The sequence below is a fragment of the Pseudomonas sp. MEJ108 genome (genome assembly GCF_030208985.1).
Taxonomy (GTDB): domain Bacteria; phylum Pseudomonadota; class Gammaproteobacteria; order Pseudomonadales; family Pseudomonadaceae; genus Aquipseudomonas; species Aquipseudomonas fragariae.
This window is the reverse complement of record NZ_JARVSW010000033.1, coordinates 35,957-52,968: the sequence shown is the minus strand read 5'-3', so window position 1 is coordinate 52,968 and position 17,012 is coordinate 35,957. Positions and strand designations below refer to the sequence as shown.

Genomic DNA, 17,012 nt, shown 5'->3' with positions numbered 1-17,012 from the left:
TCGAGGAGACATTGCATGGCCAGTGGTCTTGGTGGTTTGAACAAGTCGCCCAATGGCGTGGTGATCGGCCTGGCGCAACTGGCGCTGCCCGATCCGCATACGCGCGAGGCGTTGTGGATGCAGACGCAGAAAGTGGTCGGCATGGTTGCCAAGGCTCGGCGCAGCAATCCGGGCATGGATCTGATCGTATTCCCCGAATACTCGCTGCACGGCCTGTCGATGAGCACGGCGCCGGAGATCATGTGCAGCCTCGACGGCCCGGAAGTCATGGCACTGCGCGAGGCGTGCAAGACGCACCGGATATGGGGCTGCTTCTCGATCATGGAAGCCAACCCGCACGGCAACCCGTTCAACAGTGGCCTGATCGTCGATGACCTTGGAGAGATCCGCCTGTACTACCGCAAGCTGCACCCGTGGGTGCCGGTCGAACCGTGGGAGCCGGGCGATCTGGGTATTCCGGTCTGCGACGGACCGCGCGGCAGCAAGCTGGCGCTGATCATCTGCCATGACGGCATGTTCCCGGAAATGGCCCGCGAGTGCGCCTACAAGGGCGCCGACATCATGCTGCGCACCGCGGGTTACACCGCACCGATCCGCCACTCGTGGAAAATCACCAATCAGAGCAACGCCTTCACCAACCTGATGCAGACCGCAAGCGTCTGCATGTGCGGCTCCGACGGCACGTTCGACTCCATGGGCGAGGCGATGTTTGTCGACTTCGACGGCACGATCATGGCCGAAGGGGGCGGCCGGCCCGACGAAATCGTCTGCTGCGAACTGCGCCCCGACCTGGTCCGCGAAGCCCGTGTGCACTGGGGCGTGGAAAACAACATCTATCAATTCGGGCATCGCGGCTATGTGGCGGTCAAGGGCGGCGCACGCGACTGTCCTTACACCTACATGCACGATCTGAGCGCAGGCCGATACCGTCTGCCGTGGGAAGACGATGTCGTGCATACCGATGGCAGCTCGTGCGGTTTTGCGGCCCCCGAGCGCGACTTCAAACCCACCCCCGGCAGCTGGAAGGAGTAACGCCATGAGCGAACGTCATATTGCATCGGCGCCCTACCCCTGGCCCTGGAACGGGCAATTGCATGCGCACAACACGGCCTTGATCGTGATCGACATGCAGACCGACTTCTGCGGCGTCGGCGGCTACGTGGACAGCATGGGTTACGATCTGGCGCTGACCCGTGCGCCCATCGAGCCGATCAAGGCGCTGCTCGCCACAATGCGCCCGCTGGGCTTCACCATCATCCATACCCGCGAAGGTCATCGCCCGGACCTCAGTGACTTGCCCGCCAACAAACGCTGGCGCTCGCAGCGCATCGGCGCGGGGATCGGCGACCCCGGTCCGTGCGGCAAGATTCTGGTGCGTGGCGAGCCGGGCTGGGAAATCATCGACGAGCTGGCACCGCTGCCCGGCGAAATCGTGCTCGACAAGCCCGGCAAAGGCTCCTTCTGCGCCACCGATCTGGAACTGATTCTGCGCACTCGCGGCATCGACAATCTGATCCTGACCGGCATCACCACCGACGTCTGCGTGCACACCACCCTGCGCGAAGCCAATGACCGTGGCTTCGAGTGCCTGCTGCTGGAAGACTGCTGCGGGGCGACCGACCCTGGCAACCATGCGGCGGCCCTGAGCATGGTCAAAATGCAGGGTGGCGTGTTCGGTGCGGTCGGCCACTCCTCGATGCTTCGCGACCTGTTGGGAGCATGATCATGCGCGCCCCGAGCCTTGAGACGATTGGTGCGAGCAAATATTTCGGCAGTTTTTGCGCGCTCGACGAGGTGTCCTTCAAGGTCCGCGCCGGCACCGTCCACGCCCTGCTCGGCGAGAACGGCGCCGGCAAGAGCACGCTGGTCAAAGGCATCATAGGCTACAGCCCGCTGCAGTCGGGCAGCATTCTGATCAACAACCGCGAACACGAGATTCGCACCCCGCGCGACTCCCATCAGTTGCAGATCGGTATGGTGTATCAGCACTTCACCGTAGCGCCGGGCCTGAGCGTGGCGGAAAACCTGGTGCTGTCGCGCGGCGATCTGCCGTGGCGTATCGACTGGGCCAGCGAGCACCAACGCCTGGAAGCGTTCATGGCAAAAATGCCTTTTCGTCTGGACATCCATCGGCCGGTCAGCAGCCTGGCGGCCGGCGAAAAGCAGAAACTGGAAATCCTCAAGCAGCTGTATCTGGAACGTCGACTGGTCATTCTCGACGAACCGACTTCGGTGCTCACGCCGCAGGAAGCCGACGAGGTGCTGGGGCTGATGCAGGCGATGGCGCATCGTGGCGAACTGACCGTCCTGATGATCACCCACAAGTTTCGCGAAGTCAGCACCTACGCCGATGACGTCACTGTGTTGCGCAAGGGTCGCTGGGTGGGCAGCGCGGCAGTGGCTGACACCACCACGCAACAGATGGCGGCGTGGATGATGGGCGACGCACAGGTACGCGGGGTGAGCAGCGAGCGCCCGGTGATGGCGGCCCGCCCGCCGCAGTTGCAGGTGACAGGCCTGGATGTGCCTGGCGACAAAGGCACGCTGGCGGTGAAAAACCTGTCTCTGGCCGTTCACCCGGGTGAAATCGTCGGGGTTGCAGGCATCTCCGGCAACGGTCAGCGCGAACTCACCGAAGCGCTGCTCGGCCAGCGCGCCTTCAGCGCCGGGCAGATAGCGATCGACGGTCAGCCTTACCACGCACGGCGCGAACAGATGCAGCGCCTGCGCGTGTTCAGCCTGCCTGAAGAACCCCTGCGCAACGCCTGCATCGGCACATTCAGCGTGGCTGACAACCTGGCCCTGCGCAATTTCGACCAGCCGCCGCTGTGCCGCCAGGGCTGGCGTCTGGATCGTCGCGCAGCAGGTGTGCAGGCACGCAGCCTGATTGAGCAGTTCCAGGTGTCGCCCAACGACCCTGACCGGCCGATCGGCACCTTGTCCGGGGGTAACGTGCAGCGCGCTGTTTTGGCCCGTGAACTGACCCACGACGTCGCGGTACTGATCGTCGCCAACCCGGTATTCGGCCTGGACTTCGCCAGTGTCGCGCTCATTCACCAGCGCCTGATCGACGCTCGCAACAGCGGCACAGCGGTCCTGCTGCTCAGTGAAGACCTCGACGAGCTGCTGAGCCTGGCAGACCGTATCGTGGTCATTCACGACGGCGAACTGGTGTTTGAAACCCGTGCAGCGGACGCCGACCGTACCGAGCTGGGCCGACACATGGCCGGTGCCGAGCATCTCGCGGGGGAACCGGCATGAACAAGGTCAATGCGCGCCCTGACCGCTTCGCCTTCGACACGTCCCGTACCGCTGTGGTGATCATCGACATGCAGCGCGATTTCCTCGAACCCGGCGGCTTTGGTGCCGCACTGGGCAACGACGTCGCTCCGTTGCAGGCCATCGTACCGTCCGTGCAACGCCTGCTGTCGCTGGCGCGCGATGAAGGCATGACGGTGATCCATACCCGCGAATCACACCGCCCGGACCTTGCCGACTGCCCGCAAGCCAAACGTGACCATGGCTCGCCGGGCCTGCGCATCGGCGATCCCGGCCCCATGGGGCGCATCCTGATTCGCGGCGAACCCGGCAATCAGATTATCGACGCCCTGGCACCACTCGCTGACGAGTGGGTCATCGACAAACCCGGCAAAGGCATGTTCTTCGCCACCGACCTGCAGCAGCGGCTGAGCCAAGCCGGGATCACCCATTTGATCTTTGCAGGCGTCACCACCGAAGTCTGCGTGCAGACCAGCATGCGCGAAGCCAATGACCGGGGTTATCGCTGCCTGCTGATCGAAGACGCGACCGAAAGCTATTTTCCCGCGTTCAAACAGGCCACGCTGGAGATGATCACCGCACAAGGCGGGATTGTCGGCCGGGTTGCCTCGTTGACAGACTTGGAGCAGGCGCTACAGAAGGAGCACACATTGATGGACATCAACCTCCCCCACGTGGTCGCTGAAGTGACCCACGCCTTTCACGACTACGAACGCGCCCTGCTGGCCAATGAACTGAACACACTGGATGCGTATTTCTGGAATTCCGAACAGACCGTTCGCTACGGCGTCGCGGAGAACCTGCATGGTGCCGACACGATTGCGCGCTATCGACGCCAGTGTCAGCCGGTGGGACCGGGCCGCACGCTGCTGCGCACCGTGGTGAGCACCTTCGGTGAAGACTTCGCCACGGTCAGTACCGAGTTTCATGATGGCGTCACCCAGCGCCTTGGTCGGCAGATGCAGACCTGGGCGCGACTGGAGGGCGGCTGGAAAGTCGTTGCCGCACATGTCAGCATTGACCTGAGCAGCCTGGAGCCACGCCCTTGAATTCCCCGAACACCACCAACGCGCTGGCTGAAGACGTCTATCGGCGGCTCAAGCAGGAGATTTTCGACTTCTACCTGCTGCCCTACGACCGCTTCACCGAAACCCAACTGGCCGACCGTTATCAGGTCTCGCGAACGCCGGTGCGTGACGCACTCTACCGCCTGCAACGCGAAGGCTACCTGGACGTCGAGTTCCGGCGTGGCTGGTCAGTCAAGCCTCTGGATTTCAACCAGATCGACCAGCTCTACGATCTGCGCATCGTGCTGGAGTGCGCGGCGGTCGAGCGCATCTGTGCCTGCGCCGAAGTGCATCCGGAACTCACTATTCTGCGCCAGCACTGGTTGATCGATCGCGATTGCTGGCAGATAGATATGCAAGTGGTCGCCGACCTCGATGAACAGTTCCACACCCAACTGGTGGCCGCTTCAGGCAACCTGGAAATGGCCCGCATCCACCAGGAAGTGACCGAGCGCATCCGTATTGTGCGCCGCCTGGACTTCTTCAAAAGCGCGCGTATCGAACATACCTACCTCGAACACGCCGCGATCCTCAATGCCCTTCAGGCGCGCAAACGTGACGAAGCCTTATTGCTGCTGCGTTCCCATGTAGAGATCAGCAAACTGGAAGTACGCAAACTGACGATCTCCATGCTCAGTGATGCGCGGCGGCGGTATGAGGCGTGAGGTTTCTACGCTTCAAATCAAAACTTCTGGGGGGCAGGTCTGATACGTGAGCGCCTGTGCGCCCTGCGGTGGGCAGTCAAGAGTTTGTACTGCGATAAAGCGCACTTCTAAGGTTCCGGATCGATAAGCCGTTCAAGCCCTTCAATGGCCACTTTGCACCACTCCGGGACTTCGTCAATTTTGTATTCGACAATCGAAGCGTCTGTGATTTCTGCTTCGAGTTCTGCAGTATCTCCAGAGTTATCAAACAAGTATGCTCGACTCGTTGCCTGGATAGCCTCCGGCAGTAACGCCAGGCATCTGTGATAACGGGCATGCACTTTCTCAGGGGTGACATTGTGCCCGCCCTCGCCAACACGAATCGCGATCCGGTTGATATTGATACTCGGGTTTTCAGTGGCAACGAAATATAAATAAGTCCGGTATCCCATCGCCTTGGCTTTTTTGATGAACTCCACTTTGGAACGGTCCGACATGACTGTCTCAAACGTGAAGCTGGCGGACTGAACAAGCAATTGATGCCTGATGAAATCAGCAACGACCGAGGCGTGGTAAGAAGTGAATGTGATGCCTTCAATCAATAGCGATTGGGCGGTGATGAAGAAATGCTCAGCCTGACAAGCCAACCGTTCTCTTTCAATGAGGGGGTGCGAGGAGAAAAACGCCCGGAAAGCTTGCTGATCATCTTCAATCGAAAAAGGGGAAAGATCTATAAACCCATTATCGCCCGCCTCACGCTCAAGGTCGTCGGCATTGACGTAAATGTAAATCAGGTCAGGATCAAGTATGCGCTTGATGGTGCTCTTGCCTGAACCGTTAGGGCCGGCAAATACGCGTAGCCTAGGTACGGGCACTGGTAGCGGACCTTGGGCCGATCCTGAAGGAGCCGGTCGCTACCTTGCGTCTCGGCGTGGAGGCACAAACGACTTCTTCAGTGCCGTCCGCACATTCGGCGACGATAAATCCTCCTTTGGACAGCAACACTGTCTGCCCGGAGGATTTTGCCTTCTCATAGGCCATTCTGGTGGCAAGGGACGCTTTGGCCGGAATCTGAGCTTCCAGCTCCTGAATAGCTTCTTCGGACAGTACATCTTCTGAAGATCTAGGCATTAATCCTCCTCGTCAGCATGTTCAGCGTAACCTCAATGGCCAGATCATAGACCGAAAACGCTTTTTTCGACACCAACCGATACTCGTCAGTGTTACCAATCATGAGAAGCGCCACGGTCTGACGGATCATGATGTGGGCGAAAGTACTTAGACAAAACCGCAAGCAAGAGCCCACTGAATTGAGGCGCATCAATCAGCCCATCCGGACATCCAGCCTCCCATGCAACCTTTTGAAACCTGCCCTGTCGTAAGCATTAGCGCGTAATAGCACTTAGGCATCAGCCTGTATTTGCTGTATTAATACATGAACCTCCACTGTTTATTCGGCCGGTGACTGACAGTCTGGCTCGTTATGCAATGGGTCAGTCGTCGCCTCGACTAAACGTCTTTTAGCAATATCAAGTCTGTACGTGGTCCTGGCTGAAAAATCAGCTGAACCCATCAGACCATCTCTCCGCGCAGCTGGAAGAGGTCCACGGAACGGGTCCACGGCTTATGCGCTGCCGAACATGATCCGGGCCACACATGCAAGCCATTCAGGAATAGCGATCGATGAACCCACAGGGCTATGAGCACGACCACGTCATACCGACGAATGTTGAAGATGTTGCCAAGGTATTGCAGGCAGCTGCTCACTCCGCCTCGTGCACCGCCGCTTTGCTGATGGTATCCAGCGCTACAGGCTGGGAACAGTTGGTCAGCTGCGGCCAAAGCCTGCTCAAAGCGGATGAGGCATGGTTGAGGATGGTCTCGTCGTATGGCGACGTGGTGCTGGTCGGTCAGGACAGTCCGGCGAATGCGATCCAGACCAACAGCCCGGGGACTACCCTGATCTACGTTGCTATCCGTGGCTTCAGGCATGAGTTGCTGGGCGCGATGCTGTTGAGCAACAGCGATGGCGCAATGGTGCTGAGCGCTGCGCAACGCTATGCGCTGCAGGCCCAGGCGGTTCATATTCGTACCTACCTGCAACCGGGACGTGATCCCGAGGCCAACAATCCGCTGGTCACCTCGTTCGAACGCCTGCGCTTGCTTGAATCGGTGGTCATCAACGCCAATGACGCGATTCTTATCACCGAAGCGGAACCCATCGATCTGCCCGGCCCGCGTATCGTCTATTGCAACCCTGCGTTTCTGGCAATTACCGGCTTCACGGAAGAGGAAGTCATAGGCCGCACGCCCCGGATCCTGCAGTGTGAGGACACCAGTCGGGCAACGCTGGACATTATTCGCGAGGCTCTCAGTCACTGGCGACCGGTTGAAGTCGAATTGCTCAACACCCGCAAGGATGGCAGCCAGTTCTGGGTCGAGTTGAGCATTGTGCCGGTGGCCAACGAAAAAGGCTGGTTCACCCATTGGGTATCCGTGCAGCGCGATATCACCGAGCGCAAGGAATCTCAGCAACTGGCTCAGCGAGCTCGTCTGGAGTGGGAGGAAAAGCTTGCGTTACAGAGCCGGCTGGAGGAACGCGAGCGCATGTCCGAAGAGCTGACCTATATCGCTTTTCACGATGAGCTGACCTCACTGTTCAACCGCGCTTACCTGATGAACGAATTGACCACGGCATTTGAAACCCGTAAGTCTCGTTACGAACGGGCAACGGTACTCTTTCTGGACCTGGACGGTTTCAAGGTGGTCAACGACAGCATGGGGCACCTGGCCGGTGACCAGTTGCTCAAGGGGGTCGCGAACCGATTGCAGACCTGCGTTCGCTCGAATGATGTGTTGGCGCGAATCGGCGGCGACGAATTTGCGATCCTGCTGATGGGCAAGGATCAGCCGGAGACTGCCGTAAAAATGGCTGAACGCATCGTGAGCCAGTTGAACACGGCAATCCAGATCGAAGGCCAGGACATTTTCATCTCCTGCAGCATCGGCATCGTCAGCGCAGGCGAAAGTCATACCAAGCCCGAAGAGTTGCTGCGTGACGCCGATGTGGCCATGTACTCCGCGAAAAAACAGGGCCGAGGACGCTGGAGCATCTTCAACACCTCAATGCGCGAGGCGGCGATCGACACGCTGATGATTCAGAACGCGTTGCGCCAGGCACTGGAAGACAAGGATTTCCTGGTCTTTTATCAGCCGATCTACAGCGGCAACTGTGAACACCTGGTCGGGGTCGAAGCCCTGGTCAGATGGAACCATGCCACCATGGGCATCATTTCTCCCGATGCGTTCATCCCGATTGCCGAAGACCTGGGGATTATTCATGAGCTGGGTGCCTGGGTAATGCACAAAGCCTGCAGCGAAGTGCAGGCCTGGCGCAAGGAGTTCTCTCATCTGGACCTCAGGCTCAATGTCAACGTGTCCGGAAAAGAGTTGAGCCATCCCGGATTCGTCGATCGGGTAACACGGATCATTGCCTCCACCGGCCTGCCTGCTACACAACTGCAGATCGAGGTCACCGAGTCGGTGTTTCTCTATCAGCCTGACGCGATCGCGGAGATTCTCCGGCAGATCAGGCAGCTTGGCGTGAGAGTGGCGCTGGATGACTTCGGCACGGGTTACAGCTCGCTCGGCTACATCGACCGTTACCCGATCGATGCCGTGAAGATCGATCGGTCCTTCGTGTCCCGAATGATGACGTATGAGCGCAGCGAAGCCATTGTCAGCAGCATCCTGTCGCTGGGACGAGCGCTGAACCTGGATATCACGGCGGAAGGTGTGGAGACAGCAGAACAATACAACCTGCTGCGCAAAATGGGCTGCCCTTACTTTCAGGGTTATCTGCTGAACAGACCGATGCGCTCAGAGGCATTGCTGCATATCATCAAATCCGCAGCCGAATGCACTGCCTGATTTACGCCGACGTTGATGGGCCGGACTGATTCCCGGCCATTACGCAGCACTTCACGTCAACCAGTGCCACAACAGCAATGTCCCGACCAGCCCGACCACCGACACGATGGTCTGCAACACCGACCAGACCCAAATGGTTTGCTTGAGTTGCAGGCCGAAGTATTCGCGGACCATCCAGAAGCCTGCGTCGTTGACGTGGCAGAAGAACACCGAGCCGGCACCGATCACCAGCGCCACCAGCGATGCCTGCACCGGCGCCAGCCCGGCCATCATCGGCGCAAGGATACCTGCCGTCGTCGTGGTCGCCACGGTCGCAGACCCGGTGGCCTGACGCAGTGCCACGGCAATCAGCCAGGCGAGCAGCAGATAAGGCATGTGCGCACCTTCTGCCACCTTGCTGATGGTCTGGCTGACACCGGCATCCAGCAGCGTCTGCTTCAGACCACCACCCGCGCCGATGGTCAGCAACAGCACAGCGATGGGCGCGAGGCTTTTGCGCAATGTACCGCCGACGTGCTCACGGGAAAGCCCGTTGGCCCAGCCCAGGCAAACCGTTGCCGCCAGCACCGCGATGCCCAGCGCCACCAGGGGCTCGCCTAGAAACTTCAAGGTCAGCGCGATGTTGCTTTCAGGTTCCAGCGCTATCTTGGCAAAGGTGCTGCCGAGCATGAGGATCACCGGTAAAAGGATGATCAGCAGCGAGATGCCAAACCCAGGCTGCCGGCTGGTTTCAGGCTTGGCACTGAACAACTCACCCAGCTCGGCGGGCTCTTCAACGTGCATGCGCCCGGACAGCCAGTTGCCGTACAGCGGGCCGGCGAGAATCACTGCCGGCACGGCAATGCACAGCCCCAGCAGCATGGTCAGCCCCAGATCGGCATGCAACGCGCTGACCGCAATCAACGGGCCGGGATGCGGGGGCATCAGGGCATGCAAGGTGGTCATGCCCGCCAGTGCCGGAATCGCGATTTTCAGCAGCGGCTGACCGGACTGACGCGCCATGACGAAGATGATCGGCACCATTAGCACCAGACCAACCTCAAAGAACAGCGGCAAGCCGATGACCATCGCCACCAGCGCCATTATCCACGGCAACGTGCGGCCCTTGCCCAGCCTGAGCAAAGTGGAAGCGATGCGATCCGCAGCCCCCGACTCGGCCATCAGCGCGCCAAGCATTGCCCCCAGCGCGATGATGATTCCGGCCTCGCCGAGAATGCTGCCCGCGCCTTTGCTGAAGGCCTTTGCGACAGCCTCGGCTGGCAAACCTGCGCCGATGCCGGCGATGAACGTGCCGACGAGAATGGAGAGAAAGGGGGGCAACCTGGTGGCGCTGATCAGCACGATGATCGTGGCGATGGCAATCAGGCAGCAGATAATCAGGCGGGTGTCGTGAAACACCCAGGCAGCAGACGACAAATCCAACGCGGACCTCCTGGCGTTCGTTTTTTCAGGGTGCTTTTCAGCGCACTCCTCGAAAGAATCAGAAACAATTAGTTTCAATTGACCGAACGATACCGGAATGCGACATCGCGTCGCAGTTAATATTTGCCAAACCGGTCAGATACTTGGGCGCTGCATGGGGGCGTTATGCACCCGTTTATTCATGGAGGTATAGTGCCTGTGCAACCAGTGCTCAGTGCCTGCGGTCCAACCCACGGCATCCATCGTCCAACCGGCATTGCGTCACACATTATCTGATCAGAGCCGCGATCAATTAACGGATCACTCGACAGGAAATCAGATGACCTCATCCAGCCAGCGTCTTGCCTTGCTTGAAGCAGTTGTTGAACAGTCATTCAATGCCGTATTGATCACCGACGCCAATCTGGCCAATGGCGGCCCCTTCATTGTGTACGTCAATCCGGCATTCTGCGCCATGACCGGCTACACGGCCGAGGCATTGATCGGAGCCTCGCCACGGATCCTGCAAGGCCCGGACACCGATCCCCAAGTGATCGAGCGGATGCGCGAATGCCTGAGCGAAAGTCTTTTTTTCGAAGGGTCGACGGTCAATTACCGCGCGGACGGAAGTCCTTACATCGTCGAGTGGAAAATTTCTCCCGTGCGCGACGATGCCGGTACGGTATGCAACTTTGTCTCTGTGCAGCAGAACATCAGCCCGCGCATCCGCGCCGAGCGTGAGCAACACCTGCTGGCGCAGGCGCTGAACGCTGCGCTTGATCCGATTATCATCACCGACTGCAATTCCACCATCGTGTTTGCCAATGAGGCCTTTCAGCAGATCACTGGCTACAGCAGCAGCGAAATCCTCGGCGAAAACCCGCGGATGCTGAGCTCTGGAAAACACGATGAGGCGTTCTATGCGCAATTCAAGGAAGCGCTGAAGAGTGGCGCCCCGCTTCGCACGACCTTCATCAACAAGCGCAAGGATGGCTCGCTGTTCTATGCGGAACACAGCATTTCTCCACTGTGTAATCTGGAGGGCGCAATCACCCATTACGTCAGCATCAGCCAGGATGTGACCACACGCCTGGGCCGTGAACAAAAGTTGCTGGAGATTGCGCACAGCGATCCGCTGACCGGGCTGGATAATCGTCGCTCGGCCGAGCATACGCTTGAGCGGCAGATACCTGCGGTGAGCATGTCGGGCAAGCCGTTCAGCCTGATCATCTGCGATATCGATCATTTCAAGGCGGTCAATGACCGTTACGGCCATCCTGCAGGGGACAGCGTAATCACCAGCGTTGCGGCCATCCTCAAACAGCGTATCCGCCTCTTGGATGTCGCCGCTCGATGGGGAGGAGAAGAGTTTCTGATCCTGGTGCCCGACAGCTCGTTGAAACAGGCTGCCGAACTCGCGGAACGCATTCGCAACAGCGTTGAAAGCCTGGTGATTCCGGAAACCGGGTCGGTGACCATTTCTCTGGGCGTTGCAGAGCTCAGCGCCGGGGAAACGGCCGCCAGCCTCATTCAGCGTGCAGACAAGGCGCTTTATCAGGCCAAGCGCTTGGGCCGCAACCGGGTGGAATGCGCTTAGACCAAGACTTGGTTTTACTCGTTGCCCGCCTCGTTTGCCTGCGCATTGAACCCGGGCCTGTCATTGCAACAGGCCCGGAAATCGTGTCAGAGCTTTGGCAGTTGTCCGATACGCCCCATCATCTCGGTGACGATCTGCAGATCCAGCAAGAACTGCCCGGTGGTCTTGAACTCGTTATCCGTATGACCGGTGTATTTGACTTCGGGTCTCGCCAGACCGAACTGCACACCGTTGGGTAATGAATGGACCGACGTCGCGCCAGCCGACGTGCCAAAGGTGTGTTCCATACCGAGATTTTCACTGGCGACAGCGAGCAGCGCCTTGACCCACTCACCCTCGGGATTGCGGTACATCGGCTCGGCAATGGAATAGTCGAACGCTGGCTTGATCGCGGTTTTCGTACTCCAGGCCGCCAGCTTTTCGGCGATTTCGGATTTGAGCACCTGTGGGGACTTGCCCTTCGGCACGCGCAGATTGACCGCAAGCTTGAATGCCTTTTCATCCATTGCGACGTACGTCAGTGATGCGGTCAGAGGCCCCATGAAGTCGTCGGAGAACCCGACGCCCAACTTGCTGCCCAGGTAATCGAGCCCCCAGTTGTCGGCGGCATAGCGAGCAGCGTCGGTGATCTGGTTATGTTTGAGCGCCACCTTGCCCTGCAGGCTGTTGATGAAATCCAGCATCCTCGCGACCGGATTGACCCCGGACTGGGGCGCCGATGAGTGTGCGGATACGCCGGTCACGGTCAGTTTGACGTCCTTGCCGTCGACCCTGGCATCGACCTCGAAGTCACCGCCATTGCTTTTCACGTACTCGGCTCCGGCCTGTTGCAGACTGGCAGCAAGCTCGGCAGGTTTGTCGGTCAGCAGAGTGGCGACCGACTTCGATGGAATCTGATTGGTGGCCATACCCCCGGTCATTGAAACGATCTCGGCACCCTCGCCTTCTGCCTGGCGTCGGGCAAAGCTGGCCATGACCGTGCCGTAACCTTTTTCTGCGATCACAACGGGATAACCGCCATCCAGCGCCAGGTTGTAGGCAGGCGTCGGGTTACGCTCAAAATAGTAAGGGATGGCGTCGCCGGCGGTTTCTTCCGTGGTATCGATCAGCAGCTTGAAGTTTCTGGCCAGCGGCAGTTTTTCTTCCTTGATGACTTTCATGGCATAGAGCGCCACCACAATACCGTTCTTGTCGTCTTCGGTACCGCGCCCGTACATGCGATCACCGATCAACGTCACCTTGAACGGGTCCAGACGAGTGCCGTCAGGCAAGACCCAGTTGTCCAGCGTGACCGGTACAACATCGGCATGCACATGAATGCCCACCACTTCATCACTGGCCCCGTCGAGCGACACTTCATACACACGGTTATCGACGTTACGAAACTTCAGATCGAAGCCTTCGGCAAGGCTCTTGATCTTGTCGGCAATCTTTATGAACGCCGGGTTTTCGTGCTGGGCAACGCCGTCGACACGAACCGTGGGAATCGCCACCAGCTCACGCAGGGTTTCAGTCGCCGCGCTGCCGTACTTCATGCGGGTATACAGACCGAGCAGGCGATGAATATCGTTTTGTTGCGCTGCGGAAAGTGGTTTGTTATCGAGAAAGGCACTGATGGCCGGGCCAAAATCGGCAGTTTTAACCACATCAGCGTTGGCCAGACTGTTCAGAAACTGCCTGAAATCCTTTACCGACGTATCACTGAACGTCTTGAGGATGACGGCGCTCTGTTGTGCAGTGACAGTGGCGTTTGCCAGACTGGAGAACGACGAGAGACTGGCCAGGATCAAGGTGGAGGCAGCCAGTTTTTTGAGTGACAGATTCATTATTGAAAGCATTCCTTGGCAAGCAAAGCGCGAATGTTCTGATCGTTTGATCAGCAAGCTTTTCAACTTACACCAAGAGCAATGATGCGAGAATCCCCTTTTAAAACGAGATAACAGTGCACACCTGACTTTTTCACATGTCGTCCTGTCCAGCGAACGACTTCAACAGCGTGTGCCGGCTCCAGGGGCCACAGTAGCGTGGAAGGCATGCGATCGGCACGTAACCGCAACGCGCATACCATCTGGCGATATCGTCATCCAGCGTTTCGATCAGAGCGTCAGTGCAGCCTCGCTCGATGGCCAATGCCTCAAGCCTGTGCAGGGTCTGCGCCCCGAGCCCTTTTCCGCGCGACCCGGCATCGATCCACAGGTAACTCACAAACAACCGTTGAAACTCGGTTCGGCCTGTAACGCCGCCAATCAATAGATCGTTCTCCATGATCATGCAGGCAATCGGATCAGCCACTCCCCCTTTCGCCTCGGACAATGCGCGGCCGTGTTGCAGGACGCCGTCAATAACAGCCCGGGTTTGATCATTGGTAATCTGTGCGCCTGTAAGCCACTTCCTCATGTCATCACTTCCTTGATAACGGACTGCAGATACATGAGCAAGATAAAGGCCAACCACATGATCAACCGCAGTGAATTCTTGCCGCGCCGAACACTCCGAACAGTACCGAGCGAACGCTGCAGATCAGTCGCTCCCCACTCGAGGACATCTGAATGACCACCGCATTCAAAGTTGGCGACGCCGTACACTGGAACTCCGAGGCAGGCCAGGTGCATGGCAAAGTCACCAAAGTACATGTGCAGGACGTGGAGTTCATGGGCAAACATCGGCCCGCTTCAAAGGACGATCCGCAGTACGAAGTGAAGAGCGACAAGACCGGTCATTCGGCGATGCATCATGGGGGTGCACTCAAGCGCGCGTGATTGCTCAGCGCCGAGACAAACGGAGCACGGCGCAGCGCCCGACTTACTCAGGCGATAAAGAAAGCTTTAACCATTGGCGCGCCTGCACCCTAAACGGATGCAGGCACGCTGCATCAGATCACGCCGCAGGCAGCACGATCACCACCACCGCCCAGGGGTGCGGGGTGGTCGGAATGGTTGTCGCCGCCGGCGTGAACGATCAGCGCATGGCCTTTGATTTCCGAGAGCTTCTTCAGGCGTGGGGCAAGCACCGGATAACTCGCGGTGCCGTCAGCAGCCACGTACAGCGCAGGCAGATCGCCTAAATGGCCATCGGCGTAAGGCCCCAGATGCTTGCCGGTCTTGGCCGGGTCGAAGTGCCCGCCAGCCGCGAGGGCTGCGACCTTCTTGCCGTCCTTGGTACCCGCTTCGCAACTGCCGTTTTCATGCACATGAAAACCGTGGATGCCCGCAGGCAGCTCTTTCAGATTCGGAGTGAACAGCAAGCCGTATTGGGTTTCGCTTACCGTAACGCTGCCGACAGGTTTGGGGGCGCCGTCAGCGCTGACCAGATTGATCGGAACGTCCAGCGATGCAGCCTGAACACCGAAAGAGAAAACGCCAAGCAGACCCAGCAAAAGGTGAGGTTTCATAATTCAATGCGTCCCTGATCTGATAATCGAAGTGAACGTGGCGCCAGGCAGCGCTGACGCTGCACAGCACGAACGTCTTTCATGCCACAGAGGATGTGACCACAGACCTGCGAACTTGATGCAAGGAAATGAGCGGGGATCGCCAAGGAAAGTAATGCAAGACTTCACGACTGGCCCGCCGACACCAGGGTCGGCAGGCCAGCGCTGTTCACCTGTGCTCAGTTAACAGCACAGTGTTGCGGATCAGATATCCAGGCAGATCTTGCCGAAATGCTGATTGGTTTCCTGATAACGGAACGCTTCGACGATGTCGGTCATCGGGAAGGAACGGTCCATGACCGGACGCATGCCGTTGGCATCAATGGCACGGATCATGTCCTGTTGCTGGGTGCGACTGCCGACCAGCACGCCCTGCATGCGCAGCTGTTTGACCAGCGCCGGGACGAACTCCAGTTGACCGGCAACACCGCTCAGAATGCCGATGACCGAGATGTGCCCAGCGACCCGTGCCGCATTCATGGAATGCTGCAGGGTCGATGGACCGCCCACGTCGATGATGTGATCAACACCACGGCCGCCGGTCAGCTTGCGGGCAGTCTCGCCCCAGTTGCTGTCCTTGCGGTAGTTGATCAGGTGGTCGGCGCCCATGGCTTGCAGACGCTCCAGCTTTTCATCACTCGACGACGTCGCGATAACGGTCGCACCGACCATCTTGGCGAATTGCAGCGCGAAAATCGATACACCGCCAGTGCCCTGTACCAGAACGGTATCGCCGGCTTTCAACGCGTCATCGACCATCAGCGCACGCCATGCGGTCAGGCCAGCGGTGGTCAGCGTGGACGCTTCGGCATGGCTGTAGCCCTTTGGCGCCAGGGTGAACGAGGTGGCACGGGCAGTCACCTGCTCACGGGCATAACCGTCGACGCCATCACCCGGCACCGTGACAAAACCTTCAACCAGCGGCTCGCCACTGATCCATTCCGGGAAGAACGTGCTGACCACGGAGTCGCCAACCGCGAACTCGCTGACGCCCTCGCCTACTGCGGTGACTACGCCTGCACCATCGGCCATGGGAATGCGTTTTTCCGTTGGTGCCCACATGCCGGTGACGACCGCGAAGTCGTGATAGTTGAGCGAGTTGGCGTGCAGACGCACAGTGATCTCACCGGCTTTCGGTGCAAGCACTTCGCTTTCGCCCACGCTGACCTGATCGTAGCCGCCGCCAGCCTGCACATAGATGGTTGTATTGCTCATGGTCAATCTCCTATCAATTCAACATTACGCAAAATGACGAAATGTATAAATAACGCTCAAAGCCTAGAGTTCTTTCTTGAGCCTGTCGGCAAACCGGTCGATGGCCTGCTCGTCACGGCGAAAATAGGTCCACTTGCCAATCCTCGTGGCCTGAACCAGCCCGGCACGTTGCAGGATGGCCAGATGCGCAGACGCGGTAGAAGCCGACAGGTTGGCCTTGGCCTGAATGTGCGACACGCACACGCCTATCGCCGGATCACCGTGGTCCTGGGGAGGGAAATGGGCTTGCGGGTTTTTCAGCCACTCCATGATCAACATGCGAGTGTCATTGCCGACCGCTTTGATTTGCTCAAGAATCATGGAGGACAACATTACGCTTTTTTACGAAATGTTCAACCCCTGATTTACGCTGCCCCGTCAACGGCATGTTTTGATTACAGCTTCACATC

Annotated in this window: 16 protein-coding genes and 1 pseudogene; 9 read left to right on the top strand and 8 right to left on the bottom strand. The window is 58.7% G+C overall.

The window, feature by feature from the left end; translation table 11 throughout:
* Nucleotides 1-15 precede the first annotated feature (15 nt).
* The 6 genes and pseudogenes from QRN50_RS16210 (at nucleotide 16) to QRN50_RS16185 (ending at nucleotide 5,011) form a co-directional block, all read left to right on the top strand.
* On the top strand, nucleotides 16-1,032 hold the full coding sequence (locus QRN50_RS16210) for a formamidase (RefSeq protein WP_024642476.1): 1,017 nt from the start codon (nucleotides 16-18) through the stop codon (nucleotides 1,030-1,032).
* A gap of 4 nt (nucleotides 1,033-1,036) precedes the next feature.
* Nucleotides 1,037-1,723, top strand: a complete 687-nt coding sequence (biuH, locus tag QRN50_RS16205) for a biuret amidohydrolase (RefSeq protein ID WP_024639185.1) — start codon at nucleotides 1,037-1,039, stop codon at nucleotides 1,721-1,723.
* Nucleotides 1,720-3,261 carry an ABC transporter ATP-binding protein gene (locus tag QRN50_RS16200; protein WP_192873913.1) on the top strand — a complete coding sequence of 514 codons (1,542 nt, stop codon included), beginning with the start codon at nucleotides 1,720-1,722 and terminating at the stop codon, nucleotides 3,259-3,261. The genes biuH and QRN50_RS16200 overlap by 4 nt, the downstream gene beginning before the upstream one ends.
* Nucleotides 3,258-3,929 (top strand): annotated as a pseudogene (locus tag QRN50_RS16195) (cysteine hydrolase family protein); the annotation flags it as partial. The gene QRN50_RS16200 and the pseudogene QRN50_RS16195, both read left to right, overlap by 4 nt.
* A gap of 3 nt (nucleotides 3,930-3,932) precedes the next feature.
* Nucleotides 3,933-4,328, top strand: coding sequence for an oxalurate catabolism protein HpxZ (hpxZ, locus tag QRN50_RS16190; protein ID WP_024642481.1), 396 nt, complete (start codon nucleotides 3,933-3,935; stop codon nucleotides 4,326-4,328).
* The gene (locus QRN50_RS16185) at nucleotides 4,325-5,011 is read left to right on the top strand and encodes a GntR family transcriptional regulator (protein WP_004406597.1); all 687 of its coding nucleotides are present in this window, start codon (nucleotides 4,325-4,327) and stop codon (nucleotides 5,009-5,011) included. Before hpxZ ends, QRN50_RS16185 begins: the two co-directional genes overlap by 4 nt.
* A gap of 107 nt (nucleotides 5,012-5,118) precedes the next feature.
* Here QRN50_RS16185 and QRN50_RS16180 read toward each other — a convergent pair whose 3' ends face one another.
* Together QRN50_RS16180 and QRN50_RS16175 are read right to left on the bottom strand one after the other, a co-directional pair.
* Entirely contained in the window at nucleotides 5,119-5,865 is a 747-nt protein-coding gene (locus QRN50_RS16180; protein ID WP_011266861.1) for an ATPase, read from the bottom strand.
* A complete protein-coding gene (locus tag QRN50_RS16175) occupies nucleotides 5,852-6,121 on the bottom strand; it encodes a hypothetical protein (RefSeq protein ID WP_004406599.1) in 270 nt (89 codons plus the stop codon). Before QRN50_RS16175 ends, QRN50_RS16180 begins: the two co-directional genes overlap by 14 nt.
* 552 nt (nucleotides 6,122-6,673) lie before the next feature.
* Between QRN50_RS16175 and QRN50_RS16170 the strand changes: the two genes are divergently transcribed.
* Nucleotides 6,674-8,920 (top strand): putative bifunctional diguanylate cyclase/phosphodiesterase, encoded by a 2,247-nt coding sequence (locus QRN50_RS16170; RefSeq protein WP_011266860.1) that lies wholly within the window; start codon nucleotides 6,674-6,676, stop codon nucleotides 8,918-8,920.
* 51 nt (nucleotides 8,921-8,971) lie between these two features.
* Here QRN50_RS16170 and QRN50_RS16165 read toward each other — a convergent pair whose 3' ends face one another.
* Nucleotides 8,972-10,342 carry a GntT/GntP/DsdX family permease gene (locus QRN50_RS16165; RefSeq protein WP_004406603.1) on the bottom strand — a complete coding sequence of 457 codons (1,371 nt, stop codon included), beginning with the start codon at nucleotides 10,340-10,342 and terminating at the stop codon, nucleotides 8,972-8,974.
* 319 nt (nucleotides 10,343-10,661) lie between these two features.
* On the opposite strand from QRN50_RS16165, the gene QRN50_RS16160 reads away from it, so the two are divergent.
* Entirely contained in the window at nucleotides 10,662-11,918 is a 1,257-nt protein-coding gene (locus QRN50_RS16160; RefSeq protein ID WP_004406604.1) for a sensor domain-containing diguanylate cyclase, read from the top strand.
* Nucleotides 11,919-12,004: 86 nt separating this feature from the next.
* Here QRN50_RS16160 and QRN50_RS16155 read toward each other — a convergent pair whose 3' ends face one another.
* Both QRN50_RS16155 and QRN50_RS16150 read right to left on the bottom strand, forming a co-directional pair.
* Nucleotides 12,005-13,744, bottom strand: coding sequence for a dipeptidase (locus tag QRN50_RS16155; protein WP_024639190.1), 1,740 nt, complete (start codon nucleotides 13,742-13,744; stop codon nucleotides 12,005-12,007).
* Between the two features lie 133 nt (nucleotides 13,745-13,877).
* Nucleotides 13,878-14,315, bottom strand: a complete 438-nt coding sequence (locus QRN50_RS16150; RefSeq protein WP_032656324.1) for a GNAT family N-acetyltransferase — start codon at nucleotides 14,313-14,315, stop codon at nucleotides 13,878-13,880.
* A 152-nt stretch (nucleotides 14,316-14,467) separates the two neighbouring features.
* Here QRN50_RS16150 and QRN50_RS16145 point away from each other — a divergent pair, with 152 nt between their 5' ends.
* Nucleotides 14,468-14,677, top strand: a complete 210-nt coding sequence (locus QRN50_RS16145) for a hypervirulence associated TUDOR domain-containing protein (protein WP_011266858.1) — start codon at nucleotides 14,468-14,470, stop codon at nucleotides 14,675-14,677.
* Between the two features lie 113 nt (nucleotides 14,678-14,790).
* On the opposite strand, the gene sodC is transcribed toward QRN50_RS16145, so the two are convergent.
* The 3 genes from sodC to QRN50_RS16130 all read right to left on the bottom strand — a co-directional run bounded on the left by sodC (nucleotide 14,791) and on the right by QRN50_RS16130 (nucleotide 16,935).
* Nucleotides 14,791-15,309 carry a superoxide dismutase family protein gene (gene sodC / locus QRN50_RS16140; protein WP_096127294.1) on the bottom strand — a complete coding sequence of 173 codons (519 nt, stop codon included), beginning with the start codon at nucleotides 15,307-15,309 and terminating at the stop codon, nucleotides 14,791-14,793.
* A gap of 243 nt (nucleotides 15,310-15,552) precedes the next feature.
* Entirely contained in the window at nucleotides 15,553-16,563 is a 1,011-nt protein-coding gene (locus QRN50_RS16135; protein WP_003365244.1) for a zinc-dependent alcohol dehydrogenase family protein, read from the bottom strand.
* A 63-nt stretch (nucleotides 16,564-16,626) separates the two neighbouring features.
* Nucleotides 16,627-16,935 (bottom strand): ArsR/SmtB family transcription factor, encoded by a 309-nt coding sequence (locus tag QRN50_RS16130; protein ID WP_004406609.1) that lies wholly within the window; start codon nucleotides 16,933-16,935, stop codon nucleotides 16,627-16,629.
* Nucleotides 16,936-17,012: the final 77 nt, after the last annotated feature.